This window comes from Nocardioides faecalis (assembly GCF_018388425.1).
GTDB classification, from domain to species: domain Bacteria; phylum Actinomycetota; class Actinomycetes; order Propionibacteriales; family Nocardioidaceae; genus Nocardioides; species Nocardioides faecalis.
The window spans coordinates 943,871-965,810 of the sequence record NZ_CP074406.1 but is presented as its reverse complement, the minus strand read 5'-3'; the positions used below and the strand labels follow the sequence as shown (position 1 = coordinate 965,810).

Sequence of the window (21,940 nt, the reverse complement as noted above, 5' to 3'; positions counted from 1 at the left end):
CGTCACTCACCTTCCTTGCGGTACGACGCGGGGGCGAGCGGGCCGCCCCACGTGGCCGTCAGCGCGGCCTCCAGCGCCGCGCCGACCCGGTAGAGCCGGGCGTCCTCGAGCACCGGCGCGAGGAACTGGATGCCGGTCGGCAGGCCGTCGGCGCTGCTGGTCCCCGAGGGGATCGAGATGCCGGGCACCCCGGCCAGGTTGGCGGGCAGCGTCGCCAGGTCCTGCAGGTAGTTGGCCAGCGGGTCGTCGGTCTTCTCCCCCAGCGCCCACGCGGTGGTCGGGGCGGTCGGGCTGACCAGCAGGTCGACGGACTCGAAGGCACGCTTGAAGTCCTCGATGATCAGCGTGCGGATCTTCTGCGCCTGGCCGTAGTAGGCGTCGTAGTAGCCGCTGGACAGCGCGTAGGTGCCGATCAGGATGCGACGCTTGACCTCGTCGCCGAAGCCCTCGTCGCGCGAGACCCGCATGACCTCCTCCGCCGACGGCGAGCCCTCGGGGGTGACGCGGCGGCCGTAGCGCATCGCGTCGAACTTGGCGAGGTTGGAGGAGCACTCGGCCGGCAGGATCAGGTAGTAGGCCGCCATCGCGTGCACGAAGCTGGGCAGGCTGACCTCGCTGATCTCGGCGCCGAGGCCCTTGAGGACCTCGATCGCCTCGTCGAAGCGCTCCACGACGGCCGGGCTCCACGCGTCACCCTGCAGCTCGGTGACGATGCCGATCCGCACCCCGCTCAGGTCGCCGGCGGCACCGGAGCGCGCCGCCTCGACGAGACCCTCGAGCCGGCCCGGCACCGAGGTGGAGTCCTTGGGGTCGTGCCCGCCGATGAGCTCGGCCAGCAGCGCCGCGTCGAGCACGGTGCGGGTGCACGGGCCGAGCTGGTCGAGGGAGTTGGCCAGCGCGATCACGCCGTAGCGCGACACCGAGCCGTAGGTCGGCTTCACCCCGACCGTGCCGGTCATCGCGCCGGGCTGACGGATCGAGCCGCCGGTGTCCGAGCCGATCGCCAGCGGGGCCTGGAACGCGGCCACCGCGGCGGCCGAGCCGCCACCGGAGCCGCCCGGGATCCGGGTGTGGTCCCAGGGGTTCTTCACCGGGCCGTAGGCGGAGTTCTCGTTGGCCGAGCCCATCGCGAACTCGTCCATGTTGGTCTTGCCGAGGATCGGCAGTCCGGCGGCCTTGAGCTTGGCGGTCACCGTGCCGTCGTACGGCGGGACCCAGCCCTCGAGGATCTTGGAGCCGGCGGTCGTGGGCAGGCCCTCGGTGGCCAGCACGTCCTTGATCGCGATCGGCACGCCGTCGAGGGCGTGCAGCGGCTCGCCGGCCGCGCGGCGCGCGTCGGAGGCCTTGGCCTGGGCGAGCGCACCGTCGGCGTCGACGTGCAGGAACGAGTTGAGCCCGTCGGGGCCGTCGTTGGTCGCCGCGATCTGGTCGAGGTGGGCCTGGACCAGCTCGACGGAGGTGACGTCGCCGGCGGCCAGGGCGTCGGCCTGCTCGGCGGCCGTGGCGTGGATCCAGCTCATGCGCGTCCTCGCTTCGCTCCGGGCGCGCACGAGGCACGCCCGGCGCTGTGTCGAATGGTTCGCTCGCTGCGCTCGCTCACTGCTCGTCCCCCAGGATCCGCGGGACCGCGAACTTCTGGTCCTGCGCCTCCGGGGCGCCGGCGAGTGCCTGCTCCGGGGTGAGGCTGGGGACCACGACGTCCTCGCGGAACACGTTGGTCATCGGGAGCGGGTGGGAGGTGGGGACGACGTCGTCGCCGGCAACTCCCTGGATCGACGCGACCGCCTCGAGGATGACGTTGAGCTGCGGGGCCAGGTGGTCCAGCTCGGCGTCGTCGAGGTCGATCCGGGCGAGGTCGGCCAGGTGGGCCACCTCCTCGCGGGACAGTTGAGACATGCCGACAATCCTAGGTGCCGGGCACGTGCCTAGAATCCGCCGGGTGCACCCCCTCACCCCGACACCGCCGCGGATCCCGCAGCGCGTGCTCGTCGTGGGGACGCCCGGGGTCGCCCTCACCAGCCTCTGCCAGCGCCTGGCCGAGGCCCTCGACCTGCCGCTGGTCGAGCCCACCGACCTGTCCGGGCCCGAGGACCTCGCACGGCTGGCCGCGTTCGAGGGCTGGGTGACCCCGATCGCCGACGAGGCCGGGCGGGCCGCCCTGCTCCCCCGCGCCGACCTGCTGGTGAACCTCGTGCACGAGGAGGCGGGCCTGCGCGGCCTGGTGAAGCGGACCGTGCGTCGCATCCGGGCCGAGCCCGGGCCGGACCTGGCCTGGCTCACCGACGTGCCGCGGATCCGCCCCGGCCTGCCGCTCGCGCGCCTGGAGCCGGCCGACGCGGCGGCCTGGGTCGCCGCCCTGGTGCCGCCCGCGCACTGATCGCTCAGCGCAGGGGCCCGCTCAGCGCAGGGGCGCTCAGCGCAGGTGGGTGCGCAGGAACGTCTCGGTGCGCTGCATCGCGTCCTCGAACTGCGGCCCGAAGGCGTGGCCCTCCCCCTGGTAGACCTCGAAGGTGACGTCCACGCCGGCACGGCGCATCGCGCGCACGGTGGCGCGGCTCCAGGCGATCGGGCAGGTGTCGTCGGCGGTGCCGTGGTGCACCAGCACCGGCTCGGTGAGGTCGACGAAGTAGGTCCGGGCACTGATCCCGTCCCAGAACGCGGGGTTGGCCGCCGGCTCGCCGTAGGTGCGCAGGATCCGGCGGGCCACCCCGCTGCGGGCCGGGTCGGGCCGGATCCACTGCTCGAAGTTGTCCTCCGCGCGCGAGCTGACCGGGGCGAACACCACCCCGGCGTCGACGAGCCCCGGTGCGACGACGAGCGCGTTGTAGACCACGCCGCCGCCCATGGAGCGTCCGACCAGGCCGATCCGCTCGTCGTCCACCGGGCCGTCCCAGGCCCGCAGCGCCTGCACGGCGCCGATCACGTCCTCGGTGTAGCCCATCCGCATGTCGAGCTCGCCGAGCGGCCCGTCGGCGGAGCCGGCGTGACCGCGGTAGTCCACGTGCAGCGCCACGTAGCCGCGCTCGCCGAACCAGGCCCGCTCCCGGGTCAGGCCCTGCCCGCCGGCGTAGCGGTCGGGATCGATGTAGCCGTGCGCGAGCACGACCACCGGGAACGGCCCGGGGCCCTCCGGTACGGCGATCCGGCCGGTCAGCCGCAGCCCGCCGGCGCGGTAGGTGACGTCGTACTGCGTGTGCCGCGGGGTGCGCAGCACCTCACGGCCCAGCCGCAGGCGGGACCCGGTGAGGTCGCCGGACTCGTGCCGGGCGCGCAGCGCGGGCAGCGACACCGGGTGCGGCGCGCTGGTCGGAGCCGTCGTCGACGAGTCGGTCAAGGAGCCGGCGGAGGAGTCGGTCGAGGCGGGCGGCGTCTGGGCGTCGGGAGGCTCAGGAGCATCAGCCTCCGAGCAGCCGGCGACGAGCAGCGCCAGGACCGCCGCCGTCGCCGCTGCCCGCCGCCATCGCCCTCTCACTCCTCCAGTGTCGTCTCGGGCGGGCCGTTGTCCAGCAGGGCGACGAACCCGTCCTCGTCGAGGATGGGCACACCGAGCTGCTCGGCCTTGTCCGCCTTGGAGCCTGCGCTCTCCCCGACCACGACGTAGTCGGTCTTCTTCGACACCGAGCCCGCCGCCTTGCCGCCGCGGGACAGGATCGCCTCCTTGGCGGAGTCGCGGGAGAAGTGCTGCAGCGAGCCGGTGACCACGATCGTGAGCCCCTCCAGGGTGCGCTCGACCGACTCGTCACGCTCGTCGGCCATCGCGACGCCGGCGGCGGTCCACCTGTCCACGATCTCGGCGTGCCAGTCCACGCCGAACCACTCGATCACGGCCGCGGCGATCGTCGGGCCGACCCCCTCGGCGGCGGCCAGCGCCTCCTCGGTGGCGGCGCGGATCGCGTCCATCGACCCGAACTCGGCCGCCAGGGCGCGGGCGGCGGTCGGCCCGACGTGGCGGATGGACAGCGCGACCAGGACCCGCCACAGCGGCACCTGCTTGCGGGCGCCGAGGTTGTCGAGCAGCTTCTGGCCGTTGGCGCTGAGCTGCGGGCCCTCCTCGCCCTTCTTGGGCGCGCGGGTGAACAGCGGCGTGGCCAGCAGCTTGTCGGCGTCGAGGTCGAAGACGTCGCCCTCGTTGCGGATCACGCCGGCGTCGAGCAGCGCCGTGGCCGCCTCGTAGCCCAGTCCCTCGATGTCGAAGGCGCCGCGGCCGGCGACGTGGAAGACCCGCTCGCGCACCTGCGCCGGGCAGTGCTCGTGGTTGGGGCAGCGGCGGTCCTTGTCGCCCTCCTTCTGCTCCACCAGCGGCGTGCCGCACGAGGGGCAGGCGGTCGGCATCTCCCACTCGGGCAGGCCCTCGGGGCGCAGCGCCAGCACCGGGCCCACGATCTCGGGGATCACGTCGCCGGCCTTGCGCAGCACCACGGTGTCGCCGGGGCGCACGTCCTTGCGCTTGACCTCGTAGCCGTTGTGCAGCGTGGCCATCTCCACCGTCGAGCCCGCGACGCGGACCGGCTCCATGACGCCGTACGGCGTGACGCGGCCGGTGCGCCCGGTGTTGACCTCGATGGCGAGCAGCTTGGTGTTGACCTCTTCCGGCGGGTACTTGTAGGCGATCGCCCAGCGCGGCGCGCGGCTGGTGGAGCCGAGCCGGCGCTGGGCGGAGACGTCGTCGACCTTCACCACGACGCCGTCGATCTCGTACGGCACGATCGAGTGCCGGTTCTCGCCGGCGTGGGCGACGTACTCCTCGACCTTCGCCAGCGAGTCGACGACGCGCACCTTGTTCGAGACCGGCAGCCCCCAGGTGGCCAGGGCACGGTAGGCCTCGGACTGCGCGCGCGGCTCGAAGCCCTCGCGGGCACCGATGCCGTGGCAGACCATGCCCAGGGCGCGGGAGGCGGTGACGCGGGGGTCCTTCTGCCGCAGCGAGCCGGCGGCGGCGTTGCGCGGGTTGGCGAAGGGCGCCTTGCCGGCCTCGGTCATGGTGACGTTGAGCGCCTCGAAGGCCTCGACGGGCAGGAACACCTCGCCGCGGACCTCGACCAGGTCGGGGACGGCGAACTCGTCGGTGCCGGTGAGCCGGTCCGGCACGGAGGCGATGGTGCGCACGTTGGGGGTGACGTCCTCGCCGGTGCGGCCGTCGCCGCGGGTCAGCGCCCGGACCAGGCGGCCCTTCTCGTAGAGCAGGTTGATCGCCAGGCCGTCGACCTTGAGCTCGCACAGCAGGGCCGGGTCCTGGACGCCGTCGCGGGCGAGCCGGGCGTGCCAGGCGCCGAGCTCGTCGAAGGAGAACGCGTTGTCCAGGCTCTCCATGCGCTGCAGGTGGTCCACCGCGGTGAACTCGGTCGACACCGCGCCGCCCACCTTCTGGGTGGGCGAGTCCGGGGTGCGCAGCTCGGGGTGCTGAGTCTCCAGCTCCTCCAGCCGGCGCATCCGGGCGTCGAAGTCGGCATCCGACAGCGTCGGGTCGTCGAGCACGTAGTAGCGCCACCGCGCCTGCTCGATCTCCTCGGACAGCGTTGCGTGCTCCTCGCGGAGCTCGTCCGGCACGACCGGTACGACGGGGGCGGAGTCGTCGCTCATGGGCGACATCTTCTCCTGTCCCTCCGACAGCCCGGCCGACAGCCCGGTGCACCGGAAAACCCCTTGACCGGCGATGGAACGGAACCGTACCGTTTCAATGGTGTCACCCCGGGAGATCATCGCCGTCGTCGGCCGTCCGCGCGTCTCGGGCGACCGGGAGCAGCAGATCCTCGACGCCGCGCTCGCCGTGCTCGCCGAGGTCGGCTACGACCGGCTCACGATGGACGCGGTCGCGGCCCGCGCCAAGGCGTCGAAGGCGACGCTCTACCGCCGCTGGGACGGCAAGCCCACCCTGGTGATCGACGCCCTGATCTCCCAGAAGACCCCGCTGGAGGAGGCCGCCGACACCGGCACCCTGCGCGGGGACCTGCTGGCCACCTTCTGCGCGGCCGGCGGCCTGACCGACGGCCACCAGACCTCGCTGCTGGGCAGCGTGGTCACCGCCATCTCACGTGACGCCGAGTTCGCCGCGGCCTGGCGGGAGCGGTTCATCGCTCCCAAGCTGGCGGTCTCGCGCGAGATCTACGAACGTGCCCAGGCGCGGGGCGAGCTGCGCGAGGGTGTTGACCTCGACCTCCTCGCCGCCGCCCTGCCCGGCATCGTCCTGCACCAGATCTTCATCGTCGGTGCCACCTCCACCCCCGACCTGGTCGCCCGCGTGGTCGACCAGCTCATCCTTCCGGCCGTCCAGCGCGGCTGACCCCACTCCTCAAGGAACGAGCGTCGTGACCCACCCCGAGTCTCTTCCGCCTGCCTCATCCACACCCGACACCGCCTCCGGCACCACGACCCGGCTGGGCTGGGCCCTGGTCGTCATCTCGGTCGCCCAGCTGATGGTCGTGCTGGACAGCACCATCACCAACATCGCCCTGCCGTTCATCGGCAACGACCTGCACATCTCCCAGGCCAACCTGACCTGGATCGTCACCGGCTACGCCCTGGCCTTCGGCGGGCTGCTGCTGCTCGGCGGCCGGCTCGGCGACCTCTACGGCCGACGCCGGATCTTCATGCTCGGCCTCGCGGTGTTCGCCCTCGCCTCGCTGACCGGCGGCTTCGCCACCACCGAGCTGATGCTGCTGGGCTCGCGGGCCATGCAGGGGCTGGGCGCCGCGCTCGCCTCGCCCGCGGCGCTGGCCCTGATCACCACCAACTTCCCGGCGGGTCCGCCCCGCAACCGCGCGTTCGCCATCTATGCCGCCATGTCCGGCGCGGGCGCGGCGGTCGGCCTGATCCTCGGCGGCTGGCTGACCGGCTTCGACACCTTCCTCGGCGTCGACATCCAGGGCTGGCGGCTGACCTTCCTGATCAACGTGCCGATCGGCCTGGTCGCCGCGGCGATGGCGCCGCGGGTGCTCGCCGAGTCCGAGTCCCACCCCGGCCAGATGGACATCCCCGGCGCGATCACCGGAACGCTGGGCCTGCTCGGCCTGGTCTTCGGCCTGTCCCGCGCCGGCGAGGAGGCCTACGGCTGGGGGCACCCGCAGACCATCGGGGCACTGGCCGCCGGCGTCGCGCTGCTGGCGACGTTCGCCGTCATCGAGTCCCGGGTCGCGCACCCGCTGCTGCCGGTGCGGATCTTCACCAACCGCACCCGCGCCACCAGCTTCGCGGCGATGATGCTCGCCCCGGCAGCGATGTTCGCGATGTTCTTCTACCTCAGCCTGCTGATCCAGCAGGTCGTCGGCTACAGCTCCCTGACCGCCGGCGTCGCCTTCCTCCCGTTCTCCGTGGGCATCGTGTTCGGCGCCGGCCTGTCCTCGAACCTGGTCAACCGGATCGACCCGCGCTACGTGTCCGGTATCGGCACCCTGATGGCGGCCACCGCGCTGTTCATGTTCTCCCGCGTCGACGTCGACGACTCCCCCGCCGCCGTGCTGAAGACACTGTCGGCGGGCGGCACCGCCGGCGAGGACCTCCACTACTGGACCGCGCTGTTCCCCTGGATCATCCTGATGGCGGTCGGCATGGGCATGGTCTTCGTTCCCCTCACCCTCACCGCCGTGCACCACGTCCAGGCCCAGGACTCCGGCATCGGCTCCGGGGTGCTGAACACCATGCAGCAGGTCGGTGGCGCCCTCGGCCTGGCGGCGCTGAGCACCGTGGCGCTGCACTTCACCAACAGCCGCGCCGCCGAGGTGGCCGGTCCGCTGAGCAAGGGCCTGGCCGCCGACGGGGGCGATCCGAGCGCCCCGGTCCCGGGGTCGGACCTGACCGTGCTCGATGCGGCGATCTATCAGAGCAGCTTCACCGAGGGCGCCACCCACGCCTTCGTCGTCGGAGCGGCCATGATGCTTCTCGCCTCGGTCGTCATCTGGCTGTTCCTCGACGTCAAGCACACCGAGCTGGCCACCGACAGCCCCGAGGGCGGCCACGTCGGGTGAGCCGAGCGTCCGCGCGCCGTCTGGTTCGTCGCGCGCCGTTCGAGATATATGATCTATCGTTTGTCCCGTTCGTGTACGACGACGCCAGGAGACCCGTGACCGACTCGACCAAGACCGACCCGGCGGGTTCCCCCGCGGTCGGCGCCAACCTGGGCCGCGCCCTCGTGCTGATCTCGGTGGCCCAGCTGATGCTGGTGCTAGACGGCACCATCACCAACATCGCGCTGCCGCACATCGCCCGCGACCTCGCCATGACCGGCGGGACGCTGACCTGGGTCGTCACCATCTACGCGCTGTCGTTCGGAGGCCTGCTGCTGCTCGGCGGCCGCCTCGGCGACCTGCTCGGGCGACGTCGTACCTTCACCGTCGGGCTCTCCATCTTCGCCTTCGCCTCCCTGCTCGGCGGGTGCGCCACCGAGGGTTGGATGCTGCTGGCGTCCCGCGCCCTGCAGGGCGTCGGGGCGGCGCTGGCCTCCCCCGCCGCACTGGCCCTGATCACCACGAACTTCCCGGTCGGGCCGCAGCGCAGCAAGGCGATGGGCGTCTTCGCCGGCATGTCGGGCATCGGCGCCGCGACCGGCCTGCTGCTGGGCGGGTTCCTGACCGGGCTGGACTCCATCTTCGGCATGGAGGTCACCGGCTGGCGCCTGACCCTGTGGATCAACGCCCCGATCGGTCTCGTCGCCGCGCTGCTCGCGCCGCGCTGGCTGCGTGAGTCCGAGCGGAGCAACGCCCGGCTCGACGTACCCGGTGCGGTGACCGCCACCGGCGGCCTGCTCGCGCTGGTCTACGGCCTCTCCCGCGCCGGCGAGGCCGAGCACGGCTGGGACGACCCGATCACGGCCCTCACCCTCGCCGTCGGCGTCGCGCTGCTGGTGGCCTTCGTCGTCACCGAGCGGCGGGTCGCCGCCCCGCTGATGCCGCTGCGCCTGCTGCTGGACCGCACCCGCGGGACCAGCTTCGGCGCGATGATCTTCGCAGCCGCCGCGATGTTCGCGATGTTCTACTTCAACGGCCAGTTCGTGCAGCGGATCATGGGCTACGAGCCGCTGCACGCCGGCGTCGCTTTCCTGCCCTTCTCGGTGGCAGTGATGACCGGCGCCGCCATCGCCTCGATCGGGGTGCGCAAGGTCAGCGTCCGCTACATCACCGGCACCGGCACCCTGCTCGCCTCCATCGCCCTCTTCGGCTTCTCCCGGTACGACGTCGACGACTCCGTCGAGGCGGTGCTGCGCAGCATGGCGCCGGGCGGCGAGCCGATCGGGGCGGGCGTGTCCTACCTGACCGACTTCCTGCCGTTCCTGGTGATGATGGGCATCGGCATGGGCATGACGTTCGTGCCGATGACGCTGACCGCCGTGCACGCCGTGCGCCGCGAGGACGCCGGCGTCGGCTCGGGGATGCTCAACACGGTGCAGCAGGTCGGCGGCGCCCTGGGCCTGGCCATCCTCGGCACGGTCTCGCTGCACTTCATCAACGACCGCACCACCGACATCTCCGGCCCGCTGCGCGAGGGGATCGCGGCAGGCGGTCTCGACCCCGACGCGTCCGTGCCGGGCGGCAGCCTGAGCTACCTCGACTCCGCGCTCTACACCGCGACCTACACCGAGGGCGCCACCCACGCGTTCCTCGGCGCCTCCGTGCTGATGCTCGTCGCCTCGCTGGTGATCTGGACGTTCATGCGGGTCAGCCCGACCGAGCTGACCGGCCCGCAGGGTGCCGGGCACGGCGAGGACGTCACCGGCAGCACTGCCGAGCGCACCGACGGCACCACCGACGGCAAGGCCGCCGAGGACGTGCCGGCGCCGCCGGTCTGAACGGCGCGCGGCCGCGTCTGATCCGCGGTGCTCCCTCCTGGCCCGTCCGGCTCGTCCGGGCGGGTCAGGCCGCGTTGCGGGCAGGTCAGGTCAGGTCGCGTTGCGGGCCGCGGTGCGCAGCAGCCTCAGCGACCCGCGCGCCCAGGCAGCGGAGGCACCGGCGGTGCCGCAGGACGGCGCCACCAGGAGCCGGTCCCCCACCCGCTCCGGGTCCAGGCCCAGCAGGTCCAACCAGCGCAGCACGGTGTCGGTGACCTCACCGTCGCCGGGCACCGCCTCGGGGTCCGTGCCCGGTACGACGCCGAGCACGACGCTGTCGCCGGCCTCGAGCGTCTCGGCCAGCACGTCCAGGTCGGCGGCGGCGAGTGCCGTGAGGTCGACGGCGACGCCGCGCGCGCCGGCGCCACGCAGCAGCCCGACCGGCACGTCGGGGGCGCAGCAGTGCACCCACGGCGTGGCACCGGCCCCGGCGATGGCGCCGAGCACCCACGCCAGCGCCTCGCTCGCCTCCGGCGGGTGCACCGTGCGGTGCCGGGAGAACCCGGACGCGGTCGGCACCGAGCCGCTCAGCACGGCGGGAAGCCCGGGCTCGTCGAGCTGGACGATGATCTCGGTGGCCGCGGGCAGTCGGCGGCGCAGGTCGGCGACGTGGTCGGCCACGCCCAGCGCGAGGGCCTGCGCGAGGTCGCGGCGCGCACCGTGGTCGGCCAGCAGCTTGTCGCCCCGCGGGCGCTCCACCGTGGCGGCCAGCGTCCACGGCCCCACCAGCTGCACCTTGAAGGCGCCGGCGTGGGTGCTCGCCTGCTCCTCCAGGGAGTCCAGGTCCTGGCCGAGCTGGCTCCGGGCCCGGCGCTGGTCCAGCGGCGGCGCGCCGGAGGAGCCGGTCAGGCGCCACCCGCTCGGCTGCAGGTCCGCGTCCAGCTCGCTGACCACGCCGAGGGTGCGGCCGGTCATCCCCGCCGGCGCGCCACGTCCCGGCACCTCCGGCAGGAACGGCAGCCCACGCTCGTCGGCGGCCAGCTCGTCCAGCACCACCGCCAGCGCGGTGTCGAAGTCGCGCTGGTGCTCGCCGGGGAACGAGCCGATGCCCGTCGCCCTCACCACGTCGGCTCCACCGGGCTGTCCGGCCCACCGGTCGCGCTGGTCGCGCGCCGGGTTGCGGTGATGGTGGCGGAGCCGACCACGCGCGAGCCGTCGTACACGACCGCGGCCTGGCCGGGCGCGATGCCCTCGGCGAGGTCGAGGAGCTCGATGTCCAAGGTGTTCTCGCCGACGCGGACCACGGCGCGGTGCTCGGCGCCGTGGGCGCGAAGCTGCACGGTGACGTCCGGGCCGTCGAGGATGGTGCCGGCGGGCAGGGCCGGGCCGCACCAGCGCAGCCGGTCGCCGGTGATCCGGTCCACCGCCAGCCGCTCGCGGGGGCCGACCGTGACGGTGCCGGAGACCGGCTCGATGTCGAGCACGTAGCGCGGGCGGCCGTCGGGGGCGGGCCGGCCCAGGCGCAGTCCCTTGCGCTGACCGATGGTGAACCCGAACGTGCCCTCGTGGTGGCCGAGCACCTCGCCGGTGGTCTCGTCGCGGATCTCGCCGCCGGTGTTGGGGGCGCGATCGCCGAGCTTCTCGCGCAGCCAGCCGGCGTTGTCGCCGTCGGCGACGAAGCAGATGTCGTGGCTGTCCGGCTTGTCGGCGACCAGCAGGCCGCGCTCAGCCGCCTCGCGCCGCACCTGGGTCTTGGGGGTGTCGCCGAGCGGGAACAGCGAGTGCCGCAGCTGGGCCTCGTCCAGCACGCCGAGGACGTAGGACTGGTCCTTCGCGCCGTCCACGGCGCGGTGCAGCTCGACCCCGGCCTCGGTGTGCACGACGGTGGCGTAGTGGCCGGTGGCGACCGCGTCGAAGCCCAGCGCCAGCGCCCGGTCGAGCACCGCGGCGAACTTGATCTTCTCGTTGCAGCGCAGGCAGGGGTTCGGCGTCTGCCCGGCCGCGTAGGTGTCCATGAAGTCCTCCACCACGTCGGTGTGGAACCGCTCCGAGAGGTCCCAGACGTAGAACGGGATGCCGATCACGTCGGCCGCCCGGCGGGCGTCGTTGGCGTCCTCGATGGTGCAGCAGCCCCGCGCCCCGGAGCGGTACGACTTCGGGTTGCGCGAGAGCGCGAGGTGGATGCCGGTGACGTCGTGGCCGGCCTCCTTCGCGCGGGCGGCGGCGACGGCGGAGTCCACCCCACCGGACATCGCGGCGACGACCCTCATCGCGTCGCCCCGGACTCAGGCACGGGCGGCACGGGCACGCTCCACGCAGGGCGCGATCGCGGCGGCGACGGCCTCGACGTCCGCGACGGTCGAGGTGTGGCCCAGGCTGAACCGCAGCGACCCACGGGCCTCCTCGGCGCTGCGCCCCATCGCGAGCAGCACGTGGGAGGGCTGCGGCACACCGGCCGAGCACGCCGAGCCGGTGGAGCACTCGATGCCGCGGGCGTCGAGGAGCATCAGCAGCGAGTCGCCCTCGCAGCCGGGGAAGCTGAGGTGCACGTTGCCGGGCAGCCGGTCGGTCGGCGAGCCGTTGACGACGACGTCGGGCACCTCGCGTCGTACGACGTCGACGAGGCGGTCGCGCAGCGCGGCGAGCCGTACGGCGTGCTCGTGCTGCTGCTTGACCGCCAGCTCGACGGCGGCGGCGAACCCGGCGATCGCGGGCACGTCGAGGGTGCCGCTGCGTACGTCGCGCTCCTGCCCGCCGCCGTGCAGCAGCGGGACCAGCGCGAGCTCGCGGCGCGCCAGCAGCGCGCCCACGCCCTGGGGTCCGCCGACCTTGTGGCCGGAGACGGTGAGGGCATCGACGCCACAGGCGGCGAAGTCGACCGGGACGGCACCGACGGCCTGCACGGCGTCGGTGTGCACCGGGATGCCGTGCTCGGCGGCCAGGGCGACGACCTCGGTGATCGGCTGCAGCGTGCCGACCTCGTTGTTGGCCCACATGACGGTGAGCAGCGCGACCGAGCCGGGATCGCGCTCGATGCCCGCGCGCAGCGCCTCCAGGTCCAGCCGGCCCAGCTCGTCGACCGCGACGTGCTCCACGTCGGCGCCCTCGTGCTCGGCCAGCCAGTCCACGGGGTCGAGCACCGCGTGGTGCTCCACCGCGGAGGCCAGCACCCGGGTACGGCGCGGGTCGGTGGCACGCCGGCCCCAGTACAGGCCCTTGACCGCCAGGTTGTCCGCCTCGGTCCCACCCGAGGTGAACACCACCTCGCCGGGACGGCAGTTCAGCGCCTGGGCCACCGTCTCCCGGGACTCCTCGACGACCCGGCGGGCGGCGCGGCCCGAGGCGTGCAGCGAGCTGGCGTTGCCGACCTCGCGCAGGCGAGCGGTCAACGCCTCGAACGCGACGTCGGTCATCGGCGTCGTCGCAGCGTGGTCGAGGTAGACCGTGGGGGCGTCCTTCATGTCCCTCCCAGCCTACCGGCGAGCCTCCCCCTCCCCCCGACTCGGGACTTCCCGTCCGCCGAGTTGTGAGTTTCCGTGCGCCGACTCGTGAGTCTCCGTCCCCCGAGTCGTCAGTTTCCGTCCGCCGACTCGTGACGTTCCGTCCGTCGGCAGGATCAGGCCGGTACGGCGGGGAGCGTCGGCCGCGGTCGGCGCGGCTGCCAGCGCTGCGAGGAGTACGGCGCCGCCAGCGCCGCCCGCAGGTCGTGCACCCACCGCTCCCCGTCCGCCCCACCGAAGTCGCCGCGGCGCACCACGATCCCGCGCCAGCCCTGCTCGCGCAGCACGGCGCGGCGCCGGCGGTCGTGGTCGCGCTGGGCCTGGTCCCGCTCGTGGGCGTCGAAGCCGTCGTACTCCACGTAGACGCGGCGGCGCAGGTAGGCGAAGTCGAGCCGGTAGGTCGGCACGCCGTCGACGTCCACCCAGTGCTGCAGGGTCGGGACAGGCAGCCCGGCGTCGTGGATCGCGAGCAGCGTCCAGGACTCGCGCTGCGACTCCACCCGCGGGTCGACGATGGCCAGCAGCGGACGCAGCTGCCGCACCCCGCGCCGGCCACGGAAGCGGGGCAGCTCGGCGACGAGGTCGCGCACGCTCAGGTCGTGGCGGTGCGCCAACTCGTTGATCGCGGCGTAGGCCTCGCGGCGGCGCAGGTGGCAGCCGAGGTCGAGGGCAGTACGCAGCGGCGTGGTGACCGCGACGCCGCCGATGTCGAGGACGTCGTACGGCGCGAGGTCGCGGGTCCGGCCGTCGATGCCGGCCAGCCGGGTCGGCTGGGCCCCGGGCAGGGCGCAGGTCTCCACCAGCGGGGTCGTCTCGAGCTCGGCGTAGGAGTACACGTCGACCCCGTGCACCCAGGCCGCGGTGCGGTCGCGCAGCACCTGGCCCTCGGCCATCACCAGCCCGGCCGCCCGTGCCCGCAGCTCGGGACCGTTCTCGACCCCGGCGGCGACGTACACACCGCGCAGCACCCGGTGCACCGCACCGTCCGCCACGAGCCGCCGCAGCCGGGTCTCGCTGAGCCCCAACCGGGGGAGGTCGTCGGAGCCGAAGGGGTACGACGGGAGGGCAGCACGCGGGTCCATGTCCCCAGGCTCCGCGGACGTCGTACGACGCGCGGCCGGTCCCGCTCGGGTTGTGGACGACGGACGCGGCGGACCTCCCTGTGGACGCGCCGCGGCCGGCACGAGCACCTCGTTCACCCCAACGCCCGAATCGACGGACGGAAACTCACGAGTCGGCGGACGGAAAGTCACGACTCGGCGGACGGAAGATCACGACTCGCGGGACGAGAACTCACAACTCGCGGTGAGGGGTGGAGCGGTCTGGGAGAGGAGAGCAGGAGGGTCAGAGGACGACGAGGTCGTCGCGGTGGACGACCTCCCGCTCGTAGGCGGGGCCGAGCTCACGCTTGAGCTCCTTGGAGGAGCGGCCGAGGAGGCGGGGCAGCTCGGCGGCGTCGAAGTTGACCAGGCCGCGGGCCACAGGGGTGCCGTCGGGGCCGCGCAGCTCGACGGGGTCGCCGGCGACGAAGTCACCCTCCACGCCGGTGATGCCCGCGGCCAGCAGGGAGGCCCGGCGCTCGACCACGGCGCGCACGGCACCGGCATCCAGCACCAGCGCACCGGCGACGTCGGCGGTGTGGCGCAGCCACAGCAGCCGGCCGGGCCGGCGCTTGCCGGTGGCGTGGAACAAGGTGCCCACCGGCTGCGCGGCGAGCGCCTCGGCGGCCAGCGGCGCGGAGGTGAGCACGACGGGGATGCCGGAGTCGGTGGCGATCGAGGCCGCGTCGATCTTGGTGACCATGCCGCCGGTGCCGACCCCGGCGGCGCCGGCGGAGCCGACGACCACGTCGGCGAGGTCGGCACGGGAGCGGACCTCCGCGATCCGCTGCGCCCCGGGACGGCTCGGCGGACCGTCGTACAGCGCGTCGACGTCGCTGAGCAGGACCAGCAGGTCGGCGCGGACGAGGTGCGCGACGAGCGCGGCGAGGCGGTCGTTGTCGCCGAACCGGATCTCACCGGTCGCCACCGTGTCGTTCTCGTTGACGATGGGCAGCACGCCGAGCTCGAGCAGCTTCGTGAACGTCTGCTGGGCGTTGCGGTAGCTGCCGCGGCGGGCCACGTCGTCGACGGTGAGCAGCACCTGCCCGACGGTGATGCCGTGGCGGCCGAGCTCCTCGGTGTAGCGGTGCACGAGCAGCCCCTGGCCCACGGAGGCGGCCGCCTGCTGCGCGGCGAGCCCGCGCGGGCGGCGCTTGAGGCCGAGCGGCGCCAGCCCGGCGGCGATGGCGCCGGAGGAGACCAGCACGACCTCGCTCCCCCGCGCCCGGGTCTCGGCGAGGACGTCGGCGAGCACCCGGAGCCGCTCGGGGTCGAGGCCGCCGGCGGCCGTGGTCAACGACGACGAGCCGACCTTGACCACGATCCGCCTGGCCGCGAGGACCTCAGGGCGCCCAGCGGCCGCGAGGTCGTCACTCACCGGGATCGTCCTCGAGCCAGGCCTCCTGCTCCACGTCGGGGTCCTCGGCCGAGCCGATCTCGTACGACGTGGGTCCGTAGACCTCCGGGCGGTCGATGCGGCGGGCCACGTCGGCGCGGGTCTCGTTCTCGGCGCGCTCGCCGAGCTTCTCCTGGATCTCGCGGCGCCGCTGCGCGGCGGGACGGTCCTCGGCGAAGCGGGCGTCCTCGCCGCGGCGCGAGAGGTTCTCGGCGCCGGCGTCGATGCCGGGCTTGAAGTCGAACACCACGGCGTCCTCGGTGGGCCCGATGAGCACCGCGTCGCCCTCCTCGGCACCGAGCTGCACCAGGCGGGTCTCCACGCCGAGGCGGTTGAGCCGGTCGGCGAGGTAGCCGACGGCCTCGTCGTTGCTGAAGTCGGTCTGGCGCACCCAGCGCTCGGGCTTGCGGCCCCGCACCCGCCAGCCGGCGCCGGTGCGGGTGACGGTGAAGCCGTCGTCGTCGACGGCCTTGGGCCGGACCACGACCCGGGCGGGGATCTCCGCCTCGCGGGCCTTGCGGGCCTCCTGCACGATCTCGGCCATCGCGAAGATCAGCTCGCGGGTGCCCTCGCCGGACACGGCGGAGATCGGGAAGACCCGGTGGCCCGCGGCGCGCAGCTCCTCGACGACCATGTCGGCGATGCCGCGGCCGTCGGGCACGTCGACCTTGTTCAGCGCGACCAGGCGCGGGCGGTCCTCGAGCCCGCCGTAGCGGCGCAGCTCGTCCTCGATGACGGCCAGGTCGTCGGCGGGGTTGCGCCCGGGCTCCATGGTGGCGGTGTCCAGGACGTGCACCAGGGCCGCGCAGCGCTCGATGTGGCGCAGGAAGTCGTGGCCCAGGCCGCGGCCCTCGGCCGCGCCCTCGATCAGGCCGGGCACGTCGGCGACGGTGAAGACGACGTCGCCGGCGGTGACCACGCCGAGGTTGGGCACCAGGGTGGTGAAGGGGTAGTCGGCGATCTTGGGCCGGGCCCGCGAGATCGAGGCGATCAGGCTGGACTTGCCGGCGCTGGGGAAGCCGACCAGGCCGACGTCGGCGACGACCTTGAGCTCGAGCACGACGTCGAGCTCCTCGCCGGGCTCGCCGAGCAGCGCGAACCCGGGCGCCTTGCGGGACTTCGAGGCCAGCGCGGCGTTGCCGAGGCCGCCGCGGCCGCCCTCGGCGATGACCAGCTCCGTGCCGGCGCCGACCAGGTCGGCGAGGACCTCGCCGTTGCGGAGCTTCACGACGGTGCCGTCGGGCACCCGGAGGATCATGTCGGCCCCGTGCGAGCCGTTGCGGCGGTCGCCGGCGCCGTGGCCGCCGTGCTCGGCCTGCCGCTTGGAGGAGTGGTGGTAGTCGAGCAGCGTGGTGACGTCGGGGTCGACCCGGAGGATCACCGACCCGCCCGGGCCGCCGTTGCCGCCGTCGGGCCCGCCGAGGGGCTTGAACTTCTCCCGGTGAACGGAGGCGACCCCGTTGCCGCCGCGACCGGCGGCGACGTGCAGCGTCACTCGATCGACGAAGGTGGGTACAGCCATGGGGTCACTCTTTCACTTGGGGTGGTGCGGGGGACGGGTCACGACCGACCCGCCGGAAAAGGCCGGAGGGCGTCCCGCAAACCGGGACGCCCTCCGAAAGCCTCGATCCAGTGCGAGCGTCAGCTCACTCGCCCGGGACGATGTTGACGACCTTGCGGCCGCGCCTGCGACCGAACTCGACCGCGCCGGGGATCAGCGCGAACAGGGTGTCGTCGCCGCCGCGGCCCACGCCCGAGCCGGGGTGGAAGTGGGTGCCACGCTGGCGGACGATGATCTCGCCGGCGTTGACCAGCTGGCCGCCGTAGCGCTTCACGCCGAGGCGCTGGGCGTTGGAGTCGCGGCCGTTCTTGGTAGAAGCCGCACCCTTCTTGTGTGCCATGTTTCAGTCCTTCGGAAGACGTGAACCCGCGGGGGCTCAGAGCGAGATGTCGGTGACCTTGACCTGGGTGTACTTCTGGCGGTGACCCTGGCGCTTCTTGTAACCGGTCTTGTTCTTGTACTTCTGGATGATGATCTTCGGGCCCTTGGTGGCGCCGAGCACCTCGACCGTCACCGCGGCCTTGTCCAGACCGGTGGCGGTCACGGTCTCACCGTCGACGGCGAGGACCACCGGCAGGGTGAGGGTGTCGCCCACAGGCGTGGAGACCTTGTCGATCTCGATGACGTCGCCAACGGCGACCTTCTCCTGCTTCGCGCCTGCGCGCACGATCGCGTACACCACCGCGGGCTCCTTCTCACGTCAACGTCTGGGTCTACGGCACACACAGCAAGGCCACTCCCCCACCAGGGTGGGGATGCGATCCTGCCGGGCGCCAGCAGAACGGCACTCCTTGGCGGCGCACCGACGGTCAATACTACGGTTCGGCCCGGTATCCACCAAAACGATGGCGACCGGGGTCGTTCAGCGCTTGCGGGCGCCCCTCTTCTTCACCGGCACGCGCTCCACGTGCGGCTCGGACTCGCCCTCCCCCGCACCGTCGGACGCCGCGTCGGAGCCGGCCGGCTCCTGTGCCGCGGGCTCGGTGGCCGCGTCCGCGCCGCTGGTGGCGGTGTCGGCAGCCGGCGGTCCCGCGGGACGGCTGGCGGCACGGCGCCGGGTACGGGTGACGACGGTCGTGGTGGCCTTCGGGGCCGGCTGCTCCACCGCCTGCTCGGCGGGCTGCTCGGCGGGCTGCTCGGCGGGCTGCTCGGCCGGTACGTCGACCGGCGCCGGCTCGACCGGCGGCTCTGCCGGTGCGGGCACCTGCGCGCCGGCGTCGGCGTCGGCAACCAGTTGCTCGACAGGCTGCTCAGCATCGGGCTTCTCGGCGGCGGGCTGCTCGGCGGCGGGCTGCTCGGCGGCGGGCTGCTCGGCGGCGGGCTGCTCGGCGGCGGGCTGCTCGGCGGCGGGCTGCTCGGCAGGCGGCTCGACCGTGCGCTCGGTGGACTCGATGACGGCCGCGACGGCCTCCTCGGCAGCCACCGGCGCCTCGACGCCGGTCTCAGCCGGCGTCTCGACCGGAGTCTCGGCAGGCGTGTCAGCGAACGTGTCGGCGGACGTGTCGTCAGGGGTCTCGGTCTCGTCGCCCTGCTCGGCCGGAGCCGGCTTGGCCATCGCCGCGACGTCCTTCGGAGTGGGCACCGGCTTGGCGACGGGCTCGGCAGGCGCGTCCTGGCCCTTGCCCTTGCCCTTGCGGCGGCCACGGCGCGGCTCCTCCTGGTCACCGCCCCGCTTGGGCTCCACCGGCATGTCGTGCACCTGGACCCCGCGGCCCTGGCAGTGCGAGCAGGTCTCGCTGAAGGCCTCGAGCAGGCCCGTGCCGATCCGCTTGCGGGTCATCTGGACCAGGCCGAGCGAGGTGACCTCGGCGACCTGGTGCCGGGTGCGGTCGCGGCCGAGGCACTCGACCAGCCGACGCAGCACCAGGTCCCGGTTGGACTCCAGCACCATGTCGATGAAGTCGACGACGATGATGCCGCCGATGTCGCGCAGCCGGAGCTGGCGCACGATCTCCTCGGCCGCCTCCAGGTTGTTCTTGGTGACGGTCTCCTCGAGGTTGCCCCCGGAGCCGGTGAACTTGCCGGTGTTGACGTCGACGACGGTCATGGCCTCGGTGCGGTCGATGACCAGCGAGCCACCGGAGGGCAGCCAGACCTTGCGGTCCAGGCCCTTGGCGATCTGCTCGTCGACGCGGTGCACCGTGAACAGGTCGGCGTCGCTGGGGTCGTGCTTCTCGAGGCGGTCGGCCAGGTCGGGGGCGACGTGGTCGACGTACTCCTTGACGGTGCTCCAGGCGTCGTCGCCCTGGACGATCAGCTTGGTGAAGTCCTCGGTGAACAGGTCGCGGACGACCTTGAGGGTCAGGTCGGGCTCGCCGTAGAGCATCTGCGGCGCGTTGCCCTTGGCGACCTTGGCCTCGATGTCCTCCCAGCGGGCCTTGAGCCGCTCGACGTCGCGGGTCAGCTCGTCCTCCGAGGCGCCCTCAGCAGCGGTGCGCACGATGACGCCGGCCGACTCGGGGACGATCTCCTTGAGCAGCGACTTGAGCCGCGCGCGCTCGGTGTCGGGCAGCTTGCGGGAGATGCCCGAGGTCGTGCCGTCGGGCACGTAGACCAGGAATCGGCCGGCCAGGCTGATCTGGCTGGTGAGCCGGGCGCCCTTGTGACCGATCGGGTCCTTGCTGACCTGGACCAGGATGGTCTGCCCGGACTGCAGGAACGACTCGATCTTGCGCGGCTGGCCCTCCTTGTGGCCCAGCGCGGCCCAGTTGACCTCGCCGGCGTAGAGCACCGCGTTGCGGCCCTTGCCGATGTCGATGAACGCAGCCTCCATGGAGGGCAGCACGTTCTGCACGCGGCCGAGGTAGACGTTGCCGATCAGAGAGGTCTGCGACTCGCGGGCGACGTAGTGCTCCACGAGCACCTTGTCCTCGAGCACGGCGATCTGGGTCAGGTCCTTGCGCTGGCGCACGACCATGACGCGCTCGACGGCCTCGCGGCGGGCGAGGAACTCGGCCTCGCTGACGATCGGCGCACGGCGGCGACCGGCCTCGCGACCCTCGCGGCGGCGCTGCTTCTTGGCCTCGAGGCGGGTCGAGCCGGCGACGGCCGTGATCTCGTCCTCGGGCGAGCGCGGCTTGCGAACGCGGGTGACGGTGTTCTCCGGGTCGTCCCCGTCGGCACCGCCGGAGCCGTCCCCGGAGCGGCGGCGGCGACGCCGGCGGCGCGAGGTGGACGAGCCGCCCTGGCCGTTGCCCTCTGCGGCGTCGCCCTCACCGGCGTCGTCTCCCTCGGAGTCCGCGGACTCCGCGTCCTCCCCCGCGGCGCCGTCGGCGCCGTCGGCGCCGTCGACACCGTCGGTCTGGGCAGCGGGCTTGGCGGAGCGGCCGCCGCGGCTGCGGCTGCGGCCCGAGCGCGCGCCGGTACCGGCGCCGGTCTCGGGGGCGGTCTCGGTCTCAGTCTCGGTCTCGGCGTCCGCGGACGCGTCGGCCTCCGCACCCTCGGAGTCGCTGTCGGAGTCGCCGTCGGAGTCGCTGTCACCGTCGGAGCCGGCACCGGCGGGCTTGCGGCGACGTCGGCCACCGCGGCGCCGACGGCGGCGGGCGTTGCCGGACGGCTGCTCGCCGTCCTCGCCGTCCTGGCTCTCCTCGTCGTCGTCCTCGGACTTGTCCTCGGTGGCGCCGGCCTCGGTCTCCTCGCCGGCCTCGGTCTCCTCGGCGGCCTCGGCCTCGGCGGCGGCGGCGTCAGCGGCGGTGGCCTCGACGAGGGCCTCGTCCTCAGCCTCCTCGGCGTCCGTCACAGCGGCCTCGGCCACGGGGGTGGGCTCGGGGGCCTGGAACACCACGGCGGCGGCGCGGCTACGCGAGGAGCGGGTCCGGGTGGTCACCTTGGGCGCGGCCGGAGTCGTCTCCGCGACGGGAGCCGCCTGCTCGGTGCTCTCCGCGGGAACCGCGGACTCGGCGGGAGCCGCAGCCTCGACGGGTGCCTCGGCGGGAGCGGTGGGCTCCTCGGTGAACGCGAGCTGCTCGGAGGCCGGCGCCGCGGTCTTCTTCGCGGCGGTCTTGCGGGTCGTGGTCTTCTTCGCCGCGGTCTTCTTCGCGGCGGTGCTCTTGCGCGCAGCCGTCTTCTTGGCGGGCTTCGCGGCGGCCTCACCCTCCGCGGCCTCACCCTCCGCGGCCTCACCCTGCACGGCCTCGGCAGCGGTCTCCGCAGGTGCTGCGGCGGCCTTCTTGGCCGGCGTCCGCTTCACGGCCGTCTTCTTCGCCGCGGTCTTGCGAGCAGCGGTCTTCTTGGCCGGCTTCTCAGCAGCGGCCTCGGGCGACGCGTCGGCCGGCGCCTCGGTGGGAGCAGGGGCGGCGCTGTCCGCGCCGGCGGCCGGTGTGGTCGCCTCCTGGTCCGGGGTGTTGCTCTGGTTCTCGGTGGGCGCGTCCGTCATGGCGGTACTCCTCCACCCGGCCCACTTCCGCGTGCCGGGGTGTCATCGACACCCGCCCGCGGGCGCGGTGTCGTAAGCCTTCGTGGGACGACACCCTCCGCAAGCGTCACTGGAGGTAGGGCTCCCACCTGCCGCGGTCGCGGTGTGCGTCGCGTCGGGTGGTGCCTGTCCTCCACCGTGCCGTCCGGTCAGTCTCCTGCCGGGCGGCGAGAACGTCGTCAGACCGCTCGGCGCGCTCCGGTAGGAGGCAC

At 73.5% G+C, this 21,940-nt stretch carries 17 protein-coding genes; 4 read left to right on the top strand and 13 right to left on the bottom strand.

What is annotated here, in order from left to right; translation table 11 throughout:
• Window positions 1-2: 2 nt before the first annotated feature.
• Both gatA and gatC read right to left on the bottom strand, forming a co-directional pair.
• Window positions 3-1,520 carry an Asp-tRNA(Asn)/Glu-tRNA(Gln) amidotransferase subunit GatA gene (gene gatA / locus KG111_RS04450; RefSeq protein WP_205290577.1) on the bottom strand — a complete coding sequence of 506 codons (1,518 nt, stop codon included), beginning with the start codon at window positions 1,518-1,520 and terminating at the stop codon, window positions 3-5.
• A 76-nt stretch (window positions 1,521-1,596) separates the two neighbouring features.
• Window positions 1,597-1,896, bottom strand: coding sequence for an Asp-tRNA(Asn)/Glu-tRNA(Gln) amidotransferase subunit GatC (gene gatC / locus KG111_RS04445; protein WP_205290578.1), 300 nt, complete (start codon window positions 1,894-1,896; stop codon window positions 1,597-1,599).
• 43 nt (window positions 1,897-1,939) lie between these two features.
• Here gatC and KG111_RS04440 point away from each other — a divergent pair, with 43 nt between their 5' ends.
• Window positions 1,940-2,377, top strand: a complete 438-nt coding sequence (locus KG111_RS04440; RefSeq protein WP_205290579.1) for a hypothetical protein — start codon at window positions 1,940-1,942, stop codon at window positions 2,375-2,377.
• A gap of 36 nt (window positions 2,378-2,413) precedes the next feature.
• Here the strand turns inward: KG111_RS04440 and KG111_RS04435 are convergent, their stop codons facing one another.
• Complete coding sequence (locus KG111_RS04435; RefSeq protein WP_249666302.1) at window positions 2,414-3,472, bottom strand: alpha/beta hydrolase family protein; 1,059 nt, start codon at window positions 3,470-3,472, stop codon at window positions 2,414-2,416.
• On the bottom strand, window positions 3,469-5,580 hold the full coding sequence (gene ligA / locus KG111_RS04430) for an NAD-dependent DNA ligase LigA (RefSeq protein ID WP_205290580.1): 2,112 nt from the start codon (window positions 5,578-5,580) through the stop codon (window positions 3,469-3,471). Before ligA ends, KG111_RS04435 begins: the two co-directional genes overlap by 4 nt.
• 100 nt (window positions 5,581-5,680) lie before the next feature.
• On the opposite strand from ligA, the gene KG111_RS04425 reads away from it, so the two are divergent.
• The 3 genes from KG111_RS04425 (at window position 5,681) to KG111_RS04415 (ending at window position 9,778) form a co-directional block, all read left to right on the top strand.
• Window positions 5,681-6,280 carry a TetR/AcrR family transcriptional regulator gene (locus tag KG111_RS04425; protein ID WP_249666301.1) on the top strand — a complete coding sequence of 200 codons (600 nt, stop codon included), beginning with the start codon at window positions 5,681-5,683 and terminating at the stop codon, window positions 6,278-6,280.
• Window positions 6,281-6,305: 25 nt separating this feature from the next.
• Window positions 6,306-7,961: an MFS transporter gene (locus KG111_RS04420; protein WP_249666300.1), complete on the top strand. Its 1,656-nt coding sequence runs from the start codon at window positions 6,306-6,308 to the stop codon at window positions 7,959-7,961.
• Window positions 7,962-8,056: 95 nt separating this feature from the next.
• The gene (locus tag KG111_RS04415; RefSeq protein WP_249666299.1) at window positions 8,057-9,778 is read left to right on the top strand and encodes an MFS transporter; all 1,722 of its coding nucleotides are present in this window, start codon (window positions 8,057-8,059) and stop codon (window positions 9,776-9,778) included.
• 90 nt (window positions 9,779-9,868) lie between these two features.
• Here the strand turns inward: KG111_RS04415 and KG111_RS04410 are convergent, their stop codons facing one another.
• The 9 genes from KG111_RS04410 to KG111_RS04370 all read right to left on the bottom strand — a co-directional run bounded on the left by KG111_RS04410 (window position 9,869) and on the right by KG111_RS04370 (window position 21,689).
• Window positions 9,869-10,882 (bottom strand): uroporphyrinogen decarboxylase/cobalamine-independent methonine synthase family protein, encoded by a 1,014-nt coding sequence (locus tag KG111_RS04410; protein WP_249666298.1) that lies wholly within the window; start codon window positions 10,880-10,882, stop codon window positions 9,869-9,871.
• Complete coding sequence (gene mnmA, locus KG111_RS04405) at window positions 10,876-12,027, bottom strand: tRNA 2-thiouridine(34) synthase MnmA (RefSeq protein ID WP_205290582.1); 1,152 nt, start codon at window positions 12,025-12,027, stop codon at window positions 10,876-10,878. Before mnmA ends, KG111_RS04410 begins: the two co-directional genes overlap by 7 nt.
• Before the next feature lie 15 nt (window positions 12,028-12,042).
• Window positions 12,043-13,218 carry a cysteine desulfurase family protein gene (locus KG111_RS04400; protein ID WP_205290583.1) on the bottom strand — a complete coding sequence of 392 codons (1,176 nt, stop codon included), beginning with the start codon at window positions 13,216-13,218 and terminating at the stop codon, window positions 12,043-12,045.
• A gap of 155 nt (window positions 13,219-13,373) precedes the next feature.
• On the bottom strand, window positions 13,374-14,339 hold the full coding sequence (locus KG111_RS04395) for a type IV toxin-antitoxin system AbiEi family antitoxin domain-containing protein (protein ID WP_205290584.1): 966 nt from the start codon (window positions 14,337-14,339) through the stop codon (window positions 13,374-13,376).
• Between the two features lie 262 nt (window positions 14,340-14,601).
• On the bottom strand, window positions 14,602-15,735 hold the full coding sequence (gene proB, locus KG111_RS04390; protein ID WP_205290585.1) for a glutamate 5-kinase: 1,134 nt from the start codon (window positions 15,733-15,735) through the stop codon (window positions 14,602-14,604).
• A complete protein-coding gene (gene obgE, locus KG111_RS04385; RefSeq protein ID WP_205290586.1) occupies window positions 15,728-17,275 on the bottom strand; it encodes a GTPase ObgE in 1,548 nt (515 codons plus the stop codon). Before obgE ends, proB begins: the two co-directional genes overlap by 8 nt.
• A gap of 124 nt (window positions 17,276-17,399) precedes the next feature.
• Complete coding sequence (gene rpmA / locus KG111_RS04380) at window positions 17,400-17,654, bottom strand: 50S ribosomal protein L27 (protein ID WP_205290587.1); 255 nt, start codon at window positions 17,652-17,654, stop codon at window positions 17,400-17,402.
• A 36-nt stretch (window positions 17,655-17,690) separates the two neighbouring features.
• A complete protein-coding gene (gene rplU / locus KG111_RS04375) occupies window positions 17,691-17,993 on the bottom strand; it encodes a 50S ribosomal protein L21 (RefSeq protein ID WP_205290796.1) in 303 nt (100 codons plus the stop codon).
• 183 nt (window positions 17,994-18,176) lie between these two features.
• Window positions 18,177-21,689: an Rne/Rng family ribonuclease gene (locus tag KG111_RS04370; RefSeq protein WP_205290588.1), complete on the bottom strand. Its 3,513-nt coding sequence runs from the start codon at window positions 21,687-21,689 to the stop codon at window positions 18,177-18,179.
• Window positions 21,690-21,940: the final 251 nt, after the last annotated feature.